This window comes from Dyella sp. (assembly GCF_035277725.1).
Classification (GTDB): Bacteria; Pseudomonadota; Gammaproteobacteria; order Xanthomonadales; family Rhodanobacteraceae; genus Dyella_B.
In genome coordinates, this window is record NZ_DATEJY010000120.1 from 1 (window position 1) to 11,143 (window position 11,143).

Annotated in this window: 12 protein-coding genes; 3 read left to right on the top strand and 9 right to left on the bottom strand. The window is 62.3% G+C overall.

Annotation, left to right across the window (positions count from 1 at the left end):
• Window positions 1-358 precede the first annotated feature (358 nt).
• On the top strand, window positions 359-1,918 hold the full coding sequence (locus tag VJR68_RS10765; RefSeq protein ID WP_324147681.1) for an exo-alpha-sialidase: 1,560 nt from the start codon (window positions 359-361) through the stop codon (window positions 1,916-1,918).
• A 71-nt stretch (window positions 1,919-1,989) separates the two neighbouring features.
• On the opposite strand, the gene VJR68_RS10770 is transcribed toward VJR68_RS10765, so the two are convergent.
• Window positions 1,990-2,685: a FadR/GntR family transcriptional regulator gene (locus VJR68_RS10770; protein ID WP_324147682.1), complete on the bottom strand. Its 696-nt coding sequence runs from the start codon at window positions 2,683-2,685 to the stop codon at window positions 1,990-1,992.
• 19 nt (window positions 2,686-2,704) lie between these two features.
• Here VJR68_RS10770 and VJR68_RS10775 point away from each other — a divergent pair, with 19 nt between their 5' ends.
• The gene (locus VJR68_RS10775; RefSeq protein ID WP_324147683.1) at window positions 2,705-2,968 is read left to right on the top strand and encodes a hypothetical protein; all 264 of its coding nucleotides are present in this window, start codon (window positions 2,705-2,707) and stop codon (window positions 2,966-2,968) included.
• On the opposite strand, the gene VJR68_RS10780 is transcribed toward VJR68_RS10775, so the two are convergent.
• The 4 genes from VJR68_RS10780 to VJR68_RS10795 all read right to left on the bottom strand — a co-directional run bounded on the left by VJR68_RS10780 (window position 2,950) and on the right by VJR68_RS10795 (window position 5,943).
• Complete coding sequence (locus VJR68_RS10780; protein ID WP_324147684.1) at window positions 2,950-3,900, bottom strand: AraC family transcriptional regulator; 951 nt, start codon at window positions 3,898-3,900, stop codon at window positions 2,950-2,952. The two genes, VJR68_RS10775 and VJR68_RS10780, sit on opposite strands and share 19 nt — an antisense overlap.
• Window positions 3,901-3,973: 73 nt before the next feature.
• Window positions 3,974-4,759: a DNA-binding domain-containing protein gene (locus VJR68_RS10785; RefSeq protein WP_324147685.1), complete on the bottom strand. Its 786-nt coding sequence runs from the start codon at window positions 4,757-4,759 to the stop codon at window positions 3,974-3,976.
• Complete coding sequence (locus VJR68_RS10790) at window positions 4,756-5,613, bottom strand: DUF692 domain-containing protein (protein ID WP_324147686.1); 858 nt, start codon at window positions 5,611-5,613, stop codon at window positions 4,756-4,758. Before VJR68_RS10790 ends, VJR68_RS10785 begins: the two co-directional genes overlap by 4 nt.
• 60 nt (window positions 5,614-5,673) lie before the next feature.
• Window positions 5,674-5,943 (bottom strand): hypothetical protein, encoded by a 270-nt coding sequence (locus tag VJR68_RS10795; RefSeq protein WP_324147687.1) that lies wholly within the window; start codon window positions 5,941-5,943, stop codon window positions 5,674-5,676.
• A 243-nt stretch (window positions 5,944-6,186) separates the two neighbouring features.
• Between VJR68_RS10795 and VJR68_RS10800 the strand changes: the two genes are divergently transcribed.
• Window positions 6,187-6,648: a DoxX family protein gene (locus tag VJR68_RS10800; protein ID WP_324147688.1), complete on the top strand. Its 462-nt coding sequence runs from the start codon at window positions 6,187-6,189 to the stop codon at window positions 6,646-6,648.
• Between the two features lie 79 nt (window positions 6,649-6,727).
• Here VJR68_RS10800 and VJR68_RS10805 read toward each other — a convergent pair whose 3' ends face one another.
• From VJR68_RS10805 to VJR68_RS10820, 4 genes are all read right to left on the bottom strand, one after another.
• Window positions 6,728-7,366: a LysE/ArgO family amino acid transporter gene (locus VJR68_RS10805; protein WP_324147689.1), complete on the bottom strand. Its 639-nt coding sequence runs from the start codon at window positions 7,364-7,366 to the stop codon at window positions 6,728-6,730.
• The gene (locus VJR68_RS10810; protein ID WP_324147690.1) at window positions 7,363-8,730 is read right to left on the bottom strand and encodes a glutamate--cysteine ligase; all 1,368 of its coding nucleotides are present in this window, start codon (window positions 8,728-8,730) and stop codon (window positions 7,363-7,365) included. The genes VJR68_RS10805 and VJR68_RS10810 overlap by 4 nt, the downstream gene beginning before the upstream one ends.
• Before the next feature lie 160 nt (window positions 8,731-8,890).
• Entirely contained in the window at window positions 8,891-10,390 is a 1,500-nt protein-coding gene (locus tag VJR68_RS10815; RefSeq protein ID WP_324147691.1) for a sensor histidine kinase, read from the bottom strand.
• Between the two features lie 17 nt (window positions 10,391-10,407).
• Entirely contained in the window at window positions 10,408-11,073 is a 666-nt protein-coding gene (locus tag VJR68_RS10820) for a response regulator (RefSeq protein WP_324147692.1), read from the bottom strand.
• Window positions 11,074-11,143: the final 70 nt, after the last annotated feature.

Here is an 11,143-nt window from a genome sequence, read left to right on the forward strand (position 1 = left end):
TCAGTACTGGGGTGACGGTACGTCGCGTCCGCGCGATATCCGCTATCAGGATCGCACGGTGAATCTGGGTTTCCGTTTCAAACTTTAAGGATGAGCTGATTGATTCTGCGTAGTTGGCATGATGTTCAGAAAGCCCGCAGGGTGTGTCGGACGGCGCAGGGCAGACTGGCCGTCTGTTCAAGCCGTACGGCGCAGCCTGCGGGCTTTGTGGACATCACCCCTCGGGGCTGGTGACAGCTGCGCAGCATTGATCAGCGCACCCTCTGCTTCCCCCTCGGGAGCATCCTTGGTGGTGCTCCTTCTTTTTATTCCTGGCGGTCGCATGCGTGCGGCCGCCGCTTGTCTTCGAGGAGTCGTCATGCGTCGAACGACATGTCATCTTGCCGGTGTTCTTTTTGCCATGGCCGGCATCTCAGCCGCGCAGGCGCAGGATCAAGCGCCTGATGTCGCAAGTGGCCAATTACTTGCCGAGGGCACGGGTTATGCGTCTGTTGTGCGTTTGTCGCAGCAAGGCGATGCGAATGGGCGCCTGCTGCTGGTATTCGAGCAGAAGGGCATGGCCGGCATTCCGCTCTACGTCAGCGATGACAGCGGCAAGACCTGGCATTTCATGCAGAACGTCATCGACCAGGAGCATCCCGGCAACGCTGCGTGGCAATTGCGCTGGCAGCCGAATATATCGGAGCTGCAGCAAGACAGCGGTGATTCGAAGCGCGGTACGTTGCTGCTTGCTGCCAATGCTACGCGCAACGATGCCAAGGGACATATCGTCGAAGAGGATTTGCAGCTCTACACCTCCAACGACCAAGGCAAGACCTGGCACTACCGTAGCTCCATCGTGCGTGGTGGCGGTCATCCCGAGGACAAGGACAACCACGGTGTGTGGGAGCCGAATATCCATATTCTCGACGACCGCCGGATGGTCGCTTACTACTCGAGCGAACAGCACAAAGCGCAAGGCTTCAATCAGATCCTCGCGCACAAGCTTTCCAGCGATGGCGGCAAGACATGGGGCGAGGAGGTCATGGACGTGGGCATGCCTGGCGGCGTGGAGCGACCCGGCATGGCGGTGGTGACGCGTTTGCCGGATCACCGCTACGTGATGAACTTCGAGGATATCGATGGTCCGGAGAACGGCAAGGTCCATCTCAAATTCAGCGCGGACGGCCTCAACTTCGGCGATCCGGCCGATCGCGGCACGCCGGTGGAAACCGAGGGCGGTGCATGGCCGGCCGCGTGTCCAGTGGTGAGCTGGTTTCCAGTGGGCGGCGCGCAGGGTGTGATCGTGGTATCGGCAGAACGTGCCGGCGGCAACGGCGATGCAGCAGGGCGCAGCTTCTACTGGAACAACAACGGCGGCAAGGGGCCGTGGTGGGAAGTGCCGGCACTGGTGCAGAAGATCACCGGCAATATCCATGCGGGTTGGACGCAAGCCTTGCTGCAGCAGAAGGACGGCAGCTTCCTGCACATCACATCATCGTCATCGCCGAAGCTGGAGCAGAGGTGGAAAGCCGCGTACAACGTGATGTTGTATGCGGATGCGTCGCTCAACTTCAATCGCTATGAAGCGGAAGATGCGGCACGGACGAATGCGGTGGTGATCGGCAACCCGCATGCATCGAACCGGCGCATGGCGCGTATTACGGCTGCGCCTTATGGCAAGTTGCAGTTCGATATCCACCGTGATCGCGGCGGAGCGCATGTGTTGCGTCTGCGCTATGAAGCTCTGGGCTTTCCGGCTGTGCCGCGCGTCAGCGTCAATGGAACCTCCATTGCTGGTAACGGCAAGACGGATGGTCGCGGTTGGATGCTTATGGACGTGAGTGTGAATTTGAAAGATGGCGACAACACCATCGTCGTGGATGGTGCCGAGCACGCTTACGATCTTGATTACATCGAGCTGGATCCCGCGGAGTAGGTTGGGGTGCGAACCCCAACATCCGATGTATGCGTGCATGGCGATGTTGGGGTTCGCACCCCAACCTGCGGTCAGGCTTTGCGCCGCTTGTTGCTCAAGTTTTCCTTCGTATCCGAAATCACCTTGAGCATCGCCTTGTGTGCCGCCTCGGCATCCTTGTCGCGAATGGCCTGCAACACCATGCGATGCTGCGGCAACGAATATTTGAAGTTCACCGCGCTAAGCGCCGACATGGTGAAGTAGCTGCTGAGCGCCGTCTCGATCACCGAGAACAGCGAGATCAGCAACTCGTTGCCGGTCGCAGCGAGAATCGCTTCGTGGAAGTCGATGTCGGCGGTGGTCCAGGATTCCGGATCGTGCGATGCCTCCATCGCATCGAAGGCCTGCTGCATGCGCTTCAATTGCGTCACCGAGCGATGACGGGCGGCGCTGGCCGCGGCAGCCGGTTCGATGATCTCGCGCATCTCCGACAGCTTCTGCACGAAATCCGAAGTGGGCATGGAGGCGCAGCGCCAGGCCAGTACGTCGGCATCCAGTTGGTTCCAGAAACGTGCATCGCGTACGCGCGTACCGACCTTGGGACGTGCTTCGACCAGGCCTTTGGCGGACAGCACCTTCATTGCCTCGCGCAAGGAAGTACGGCTGACGTCCATATCTTCGGCCATGGTGGCTTCCGGCGGCAGTACTTCGCCCTGCTTGATGGCGCCGCTGACGATGCGCTGCCCCAGCACCTGCACGACGTGCCCATGCAGGTTGCGTGCGGCCATGGGACCGGCGCCGCTGCGAATGCGCCGCGCCAGCGTGGGACGGGCGGTTCGGGACGCGCCATCCCTGCTGCTTCGAAACGATGCCATTCAGCCGATCTCCTTCAATGCCACCCCATGGAAAGACCCGCCGATAAACAAACCCGATCGTTCAATAATCGCGGCGGGACATGCGAATCTGCAGCGCTTCAGCCCTGCGCTTCGGGAAATGATGCCACGTTTCAGCGAGGTGACGCGCGGCGACGAAGGGAAAGAAGTTGCCGCAGCTTACCGGGTGTCCTGGTGAGCCTCGTTTGATGCTGCTTGGCGCGACCCTCGGGCGTGGCGGCTGCCGGCGCGGATGTGGCCGGGGCAGATGCCGCTGACGCGTTTGAAAAGGCGCCGGAACGCCGCCTCGCTGCTATAGCCCAGGCGCTCGGCAATCGAGGCCACGGAGAGGTCCGGATCGTGCAGCAGGCGCTCCGCCACATTGACGCGCCACTGCGTGACGTACTGCATGGGCGGTACGTTCATCAATTGCGCGAAGCGTTCGGCGAAGGCGGAGCGCGACATGCAGGCCAGGGCCGCCATGTTCTGCATGGTCCACGGATGGCCGGGTTCTTCGTGCACGGCCTGCAGCACTTTGCAGATGCGGTTGTCGGCCAGGGCGGCGAACAGGCCTTGCTGGTCGGCATGGCGGTGCGCGTAATCGCAGACGGCGAGGGTGAACAAGGTGTCGGCGAGTTTGTTCAATAGAACTTTGCGGCCGGGCACTTCGGTTTTCGCGATCTCGACCATCATGGTCGATAGCTGCCTAAACAGGGTATCGGCCTGCGCGTCGCGCACCACGAAGCAGGCGGGCAGCGCATGGCTGAGCGGATGCCGGGTGTGGCTGGCGTAGCGAAGTTCGCCGCAAATCAGGCTGGTGGTGATGTCGTTGGTAACGTCGCGCGCGCGCAATCGGTGCGGGTCGCCATGCGGAAATACCACCAGGTCCCCGGCTTGCAGATGCCATGCTTCCTCGAGGGCTTCGCTCTCGATCAGGCATTCGCCGGTATTCACCAGATGAAACAGGCCGTTGCCATTGCAGGTGGCATCGGCGAACCAGGAGCCGCAAAACTGCGGTTCGGCCACGATCTCGACGCGCAACATCGACTGGTTGAGCAAGGCCTCCAGGGCCGGCGCCACCGAGGGCGGGCGCGGTATTCCAGTCAGTTGGGCGTAAGCATCGACGTGCATGGAGACTTCCGTGGCATGGCGCTTTGTCAGGTATTCGCCGGAAGTGTGGGCAGGTTACGCCGGTGTCGAAAGGCTATGCCGGGGCGAGCGTCCAGCCGCGAATCAGTCCAGCCGCCAGCCAGCCTTGCAGCATGGCCACCATGCGCGGCATGGCGGCGGCTTCGCCGTGATAGCCGCGCAGGCACGCGCAGAGCGCGGCGAAAGATTCGCCGCGGATGGCCGCGCTCAGCACCTGCCACTCGTCGTCATCCAGGCGGCGGTAGTGCACGGTGGTGTCCTTGCGCCATACCAGAATCTGCCGCGCCGGTGCGAAGCGGCGCAAGCGTGGGCGTGGCTTGCCCTGGTCGGCGGCACGGCGGAATGCTTCGGCATTGCAGCTGCAATCCAGCACGTGCAGGTTTTGCAGCAGGGAAAGTTGCAACACCGGCCATGCATCGGGCGGCACGGTGGAAAGGTCGGCGATGCTCGCGCTGGTTTCATTGGCGGCGTCGAAGGCGACCGAGATGGCCCAATCCAGCCGCGCCATGTCCGCCAGCTGCGGCTGATCGCGCCACGGATAGGCGTAGTCGAGAAACGCCGCAAGGCCCGCGCCGTACCAGCGGATGTTGTAATGCTCGGAAGGGTGCGCGCTGATGTATTTGTCCAGCATGGTGTCGAAGCGCCGACCGGCCATGCTGCGCAAGCCGGTGAATTCGGCTTGCAGCGCATCGCGCAGGCGCACGCGGTATCCATGCCGGTAAACGTCCAGGCGGCTGCGCGCATCGGCGATGCCGTTGTCGCCAATGATCGACGGTATCTGCGTGTTTTCCGCCAGTATGGCCTGCAGCATCTGTTGCTGCATGGCTTGCAATGAGGTCATGCGGCGTCTCGCAGCAGTGGCTCGGCCAATACGCGCGCGTGTTCCAGCTCCGCCATCAACTCGGACAGTGGCGGGAAATGATCGTCGCGCTCGATCATGGTCGATACGCGACCGAAGCGGCGCACGGCGTGCAGGTAAAGATCCCACACCGCGTTGGAAACCGGTGCGTCGTGCGTATCGATGATCAGCCGTTCGCCTTGTTCGTAACCGGCAAGATGGAACTGCTGCACGCGCGATACGGGAATGCCGCGCAGATAATCCAGTGCGGAAAACCCATGGTTCATCGCGCTGACGTGGACGTTATTGATGTCCAGCAGAATCAGGCAGTCGGCGCGTTCGGCCACTTCGGCCAGAAATTCCCACTCGGTCAATTGCGATGCGCCGAAGCTGACATAGCTGGAAACGTTCTCGAGCAGAATGCGGCGCTTGAGGCGATCCTGCACCTGCTTGACGCGTGCGACGACATGATCGAGCGCTTCCTCAGTGTATGGCAGCGGCATCAGGTCGTGCAGGTTGACGCCTTGCACGCCGGTCCAGCACAAGTGATCGGATACCCACGCCGGTTCGATGCGCTCGGCCAATGCGGCAAGCCGCGCAAGGTAGTCGTCATCAAGCGGATCGGTGCTGCCGATCGACATCGACACACCGTGCATCACCAGCGGAAAGCGTTCGCGAAAACGTTCCAGCCACACCAGCGGCAAGCCGCCGTGCACCATGTAGTTTTCCGAAACGATCTCCAGCCATTCAATGCGGGAAGGCTGTGCGAGCAAGGCTTCGTAATGCTCCACGCGCAAGCCCAGTCCGTAGCCCAGGCAGGGCAGTGCATTGGTGCGCTCAGTGGCATGCATGACCATGGCGAGGCGTTCCCTTCAAGGACGGGATGCACGCGACAGGGGCGTGCATCCCGCAGTGCATTACTTCTTCGCGGCGGCCTGTGCGGCGTCGCAATCGGCCTGCGTCTTCTGCATGGTGAAGCCCTGGCCCTTGCAGCTGTTCTGGCCCTTGCAGGAGTTGGTGGCCTGCTTGCAGGCGCCCTGGCCTTTGCAGGAGCTGGAGTTGACGCACTTGACCATGGCCTGGTCGCCGGCGGCGTGACCGACGGGTGCGGCAGAAACCGCGGCAGCGGCGAACAGGCCTGCCACCATCACGGCCATGGCGCTGGCATTGACTGTCTTGACGTTCATATCTATGGCTCCAAGAAGTTGTGGGTCGCCGCATGGCGGCACAGAAAGCTTGTCCGTGGCATGAGTGCGGATTCGGACAAGAACATTGTGCTGCTCCGGTCCATCGGTTGCTGCGCCCGTGCATCCCGCATTTATGCCCGTTCGTCCGGCGGATGCCAGGCAAGAAAGTCTGGACGTGCGGACATATAGGGCGTGGGCGAGCCCGCGCATCATGCGCCTACTTCATCGATGGGAATATAGGTAATGCGTCATCTGGTGGCGACGACCGCTTCGCGTTTGCTTGGCATCCTGCATGCAGGGCGCTGGCTGGGACCGTTGGTGATACGGCTGGTGTTCGGCTACTTCTGGCTGGAGACCGGTATCGGCAAGGTGCAGAACCTGGATGGCTTTACGCAGCGCTTTATCGGCTGGGGTATTCCGCACCCGGCATTCAATGCCGCGTTGTCGGCATGGACGGAATTGTTGGGCGGCTTGTTGCTGATGCTCGGGCTGTTTACGCGCCTGGTCAGCATTCCCATGATCATCAACATGATCGTGGCGCTGGCGTTGGTGGTATCGAGCCGCCTGATGGGCCTGGATGATTATGTCGAAGCCGATGAAGTGCTCTACATCACGATCTTTTTCTGGTTCCTGATCGCCGGCCCGGGGAAGATCAGCCTGGATACGTTGATCGCGCGCTGGCTGCGGATTCGCACGTACGATTGATGTGCCACGTAGGCTGGGATGAAATCCCAGCATTGCCATCGTCAAGTAGCTGGGATTTCATCCCAGCCTACGTGGCATGTCAGTGCATAAGGAAAGAGAACAGCAGCTTGCCCGCGATGCCCCACATCACCAACGCGATCAGCACGTCCAACACGCGCCACGCCAGCGGCTTGCGGAACATCGGTGCCAGCAAGCGCGCACCGTAGGCAAGACCGAAGAACCAGATAAACGAAGACGTCGCCGCGCCGATGCCGAACAACGCGCGTGGCCACGTTGCTGGCCACGGTGCGGCGAGACTGCCGATCAGCAGCACCGTGTCGAGATAGACGTGTGGGTTGAGCCAGGTAAAGCCGGCGCAGGTGGCAAGTACCTTCCACACACTGCCGGTGTCGTTATGTGTATCGGCGGTGAGCACTTCCGGATGGAAGGCACGTCGCATGGCCTTGATGCCATACCACGCCAGCACCAGCGCACCGATGCACGCCACCACCATCAGCACACGCGGATGCTGCCCCACGGCCGCGCCCAAGCCACCCACGCCGGCTGCAATCAGCACGGCATCGGAAAGCGCGCAGAACAACGCGACCGGAAAACGATGCGATTGCAGCAGGCCTTGGCGCAAGACGAAGGCGTTCTGTGCGCCGATAGCGATGATCAGCGAGGCGCCGAGCAGCAGCCCCGCCAGAAAAGGTGCGTGCCCAGCCGGCGCCGCGATCAATATGCGAATTCCTTGAAGACGGGATCGACGCTGCCATGCCACGCACCATGGAACAACTCCAGCTTGCGTTCGGCAGGTGTCTGGTTGGCTTCGACGATCTCGATCAGCGGTTCGAGGAAGATGCTTTCGTCGGCGCCGTTGCGATTGAGCCGGTTGCGGCGCTTCAAACCGTGTGCCGCGATCTGCAGGGCTTCGCGTGCGAGATCGCGTGCGGTGCCGCCGCGAAAGGGTAGCTTGAGCGCATGCTTGGGTACGCCGTCGCGCAGCGCGTGGCGTTCTTCGCGCGAGAAGTGCTTGACCAGATCCCACGCGGCATTCAGCGCTTCGTCGTCGTAGAGCAGGCCGACCCAGAAGGCGGGCAGGGCGCACAGGCGATTCCACGGGCCGCCATCTGCACCACGCATTTCCAGGTATTGCTTCAGCCGCACTTCCGGGAAAGCCGTGGTGAGATGGTCGCCCCAGTCTTTCATGGTGGCGTGCACACCGGGCAGTTCGTCGAGCGTGCCGGCCATGAAGCGTTTGAAGTCCTTGCCGGCAAGATCGATGTAACGGCCATCCTGGTAGCTGAAATACATCGGCACATCCAGCATGTAGTCGACATAGCGCTCGTAACCGAAGCCCTCTTCGAACACGAAATCGAGCATGCCGGTGCGGTCGGCATCGGTATCGGTCCACACGTGCGAGCGATAGGAGAGATAGCCGTTCGGCTTGCCATCGGTGAACGGCGAATCGGCGAACAATGCGGTGGCGATCGGCTGCAGCGCGAGGCTGGTGCGGAACTTGCGCACCATGTCGCCTTCGCTTGCGAAATCCAGGTTGACCTGCACGGTGCAGGTGCGCGTCATCATGTCCAGGCCGAGCGAGCCGACCTTGGGCATGTATTCGCGCATGATCTTGTAGCGGCCCTTGGGCATCCACGGCATGTCGTCGCGGCGCCACTTGGGCTGAAAGCCCATGCCGAGAAAACCCAGCCCCATGCCATCGGCCACGGAGCGCACTTCTTCCAGATGGCTGTTCACTTCGCAACAGGTCTGGTGGATGGTTTCCAGCGGCGCGCCGGACAGTTCCAGCTGGCCGGCCGGTTCCAGCGTGATGTTGGCTTTGTCGCGCACCAGCGCAACCGGCGTTTCGCCTTCGCGAGCAATCTCCCAGCCATAGCGCGCCGCAATGCCTTCCAGCAGGGCGCGGATGCCGCGCTCTCCTTCGAATGCGGGCGGCTTGAGGTCGTCGGTGCGAAAGCCGAACTTTTCGTGCTCGGTACCGATGCGCCAGGCGTCGCGCGGCTTCTCGCCAGCGGCCAGGTAATCGATCAGTTGCTGGCGGCCGTAGATCGGGGTGCTTTTGACGGCACTGGGTATGGACACGGGGCAAGCCTCACGGGGATAGCCCCCGACTATGGAGGCTTGGTGTCGTCGCGAAAAGGGGGTTTGTGAAAAAAATTGTACGTGACAGTACAGCTACAACCGGGGCGGTGAAAACGGCAGCGCGGGCACAGTAAAACCCCGCATGGCGCGAGCTCAATGCCTATTCCTTCACCGTTTCGGGCCGGAACGCCACGCGCATGCGTGCACCCGTCCCTTCGAGCGCGTCGAGGATCTCGAAGCGGGCCTGATGGCCGCGCGCGATCTCTTCGACGATGGCCAGGCCCAGGCCGCTGCTTTGTCCGTCCCTGCCGGCGGTGCTGTAGAAACGCTCGCGCACGCGTTCGCGGTCGACAGGGGGAATGCCGGGGCCGCTATCTTCCACTTCCAGATAGGGCGCATGGTCGTGCATGCCGCAGCGCAAGGTGATGCGGCCACCGTCGGGCGTGTGGCGGATGGCGTTGTCGACCAGGTTGATCAGCAGCTCATGCAGCAGCCAGTGCACGCCGCGCACGTGGGCCGGCGTGCACTCGGCACCCAGGTCGATATCGCGGGCGATGGTGCGGTCGAGCATGGCGTCGGCGACGGTGCCGATCAGTGCTTCCAGCTGTACGTCGGTGAAGTCGCCGGGGCTGTGTGTGGACGGCTCGGCGCGTGCCAGCGCGAGCAGCTGGCTGGCGGTGTGGGCGAGGCGATCCACGCTGCCATACAGGCGTGCTATGCGTTCCTGCTGTGCTTCGTCGTGTGTTTCGCTCGCCAGGACTTCCAGTTGCGCTTTCAGGCCGGTGAGCGGGGTGCGCAACTGGTGCGCGGCGTTGGTGAGGAAATGCTGCTGCGCCTGCGCAGCATCGCGCACGGTGACCAGCAGGGTGTTGAGTGATTGCACCAGCGGGCGTACTTCGCTGGGCACGGGCTCCAGCGGCAGCGGTTGCAGCGATTGCGGTTGCCGCTCTGCGATGCGTTCGCGCAGGCGGTTGATCGGCCTCAGTGCCACGGTAATGCCGAACAGACACAGGCCAAGCACGAGCAGCAATTGGATGCCGTCGCTGAGGCCGATGACGGTATCCAGTCGACGCACGGCATGGCTGCGCCGGTTCACGGTTTCGCCCACGCTGACGATCACCGGTTGGCCATCCACTTGCGTGCGATAACTGGCGATGCGCAGGACCAGCTTTCTATAAGTAACGTCGGAGAAACTGAAATCCCCGACAGCACTATTGCCTTGGGCGATGGGCAGGCCTTCATCGCCGACCAGGGTGCGGCCATCGGGCAGGCTTACGCGATAGAGAAAGCTATCACGTGCGCCCGGAAACAGTCGCCGCCAGACCGCAGGTCCATTGCGAGCAACGAAACGTTCCGGCGGTTTGCCGCGATCGCCGAAGACATCGGGCGGTGGTGGCGGTTCGGTGCCGGGAGGATGTGGCGGACCGAATTCCGGTTCTTCCAGATGAAGCTGGCCGTCGTCTCCACGCTCAAGGTGCGCGGCAATCGCTACCGCCGTGTGGGAAAGGGCGCGGTCAAAAGCGTCGTATAGCGGCGTTACAAAGGTTTTGTGATCGGCCCAGATGCTTGCTACGAGCAGCAAGACGAGTGGCAGCAGCAGATAGACGACCAATCGTCCGCGAATGCTCGGCGCACGCCGGAGTTTTGAATCTGTCGCCATGCGCCGGCTGATCGATGCTACGCGTCGTCGAGGCGGTAGCCCAAGCCACGAATGCCGCGCACCGTCGCCGCTTCGCCAAGTTTGGCGCGCAGACGCGATACGTGCACTTCGATGGCGTTGCCGGAGATTTCCTCATCCCAGCTGACGATGGCCTGGATCAGGCGCTCCTTGCTCACCACGCGGCCGCTGTGATGGGCCAGGCATTCCAGGATCGACCATTCGCGCCGCGTCAGCTCCAGCACGCGGCCGGCGTTGTCCATCGCACGGCGACCAGCCAGATCAATACGCAGCTGCCCCACCACCATCTCATTGGCGGTAGCGGCGGTAGCGCGGCGGATCAGCGCGCGACAGCGTGCCGCCAGTTCCGGCAGCGCGAAGGGCTTGACCAGGTAATCGTCAGCGCCCAGGTCCAGCGCGTTGACGCGATCGTCCAGGCCGTCGCGGGCGGTCACGATCAACAGCGGCAAGGAGCTGCCATCGCGACGAAGGCGGCGCACCAGGGTGAAACCGTCTTCGCCGGGCAGGCCCAGATCGACGATGGCGAGGTCGTAATGGGTGGTATCCAGGCGGGATTGGACCGATTCGGCGTCGGTCACCGCATCCACGACATAACCGGCGGTGGCCAGGCCGCGCACGATGGCGTCGGAAACCAGGGGATCATCTTCAACGAGCAATATGCGCATACGACTGAAAGTGTCTGGAATCGCGAGATCGTATCAGTTAACGCCACGATGATCTGTCATGCAATACGAC

Coding starts and splice junctions, on each gene's coding strand:
- VJR68_RS10765 (WP_324147681.1), top strand. CDS start 359: ATGCGTCGAACGACATGTCATCTTGCCGGTGTTCTTTTTGCCATGGCC.
- VJR68_RS10770 (WP_324147682.1), bottom strand. CDS start 2,685: ATGGCCGCACGCAACCTGCATGGGCACGTCGTGCAGGTGCTGGGGCAG.
- VJR68_RS10775 (WP_324147683.1), top strand. CDS start 2,705: ATGCGCCGCGCCAGCGTGGGACGGGCGGTTCGGGACGCGCCATCCCTG.
- VJR68_RS10780 (WP_324147684.1), bottom strand. CDS start 3,900: ATGCACGTCGATGCTTACGCCCAACTGACTGGAATACCGCGCCCGCCC.
- VJR68_RS10785 (WP_324147685.1), bottom strand. CDS start 4,759: ATGACCTCATTGCAAGCCATGCAGCAACAGATGCTGCAGGCCATACTG.
- VJR68_RS10790 (WP_324147686.1), bottom strand. CDS start 5,613: ATGGTCATGCATGCCACTGAGCGCACCAATGCACTGCCCTGCCTGGGC.
- VJR68_RS10795 (WP_324147687.1), bottom strand. CDS start 5,943: ATGAACGTCAAGACAGTCAATGCCAGCGCCATGGCCGTGATGGTGGCA.
- VJR68_RS10800 (WP_324147688.1), top strand. CDS start 6,187: ATGCGTCATCTGGTGGCGACGACCGCTTCGCGTTTGCTTGGCATCCTG.
- VJR68_RS10815 (WP_324147691.1), bottom strand. CDS start 10,390: ATGGCGACAGATTCAAAACTCCGGCGTGCGCCGAGCATTCGCGGACGA.
- VJR68_RS10820 (WP_324147692.1), bottom strand. CDS start 11,073: ATGCGCATATTGCTCGTTGAAGATGATCCCCTGGTTTCCGACGCCATC.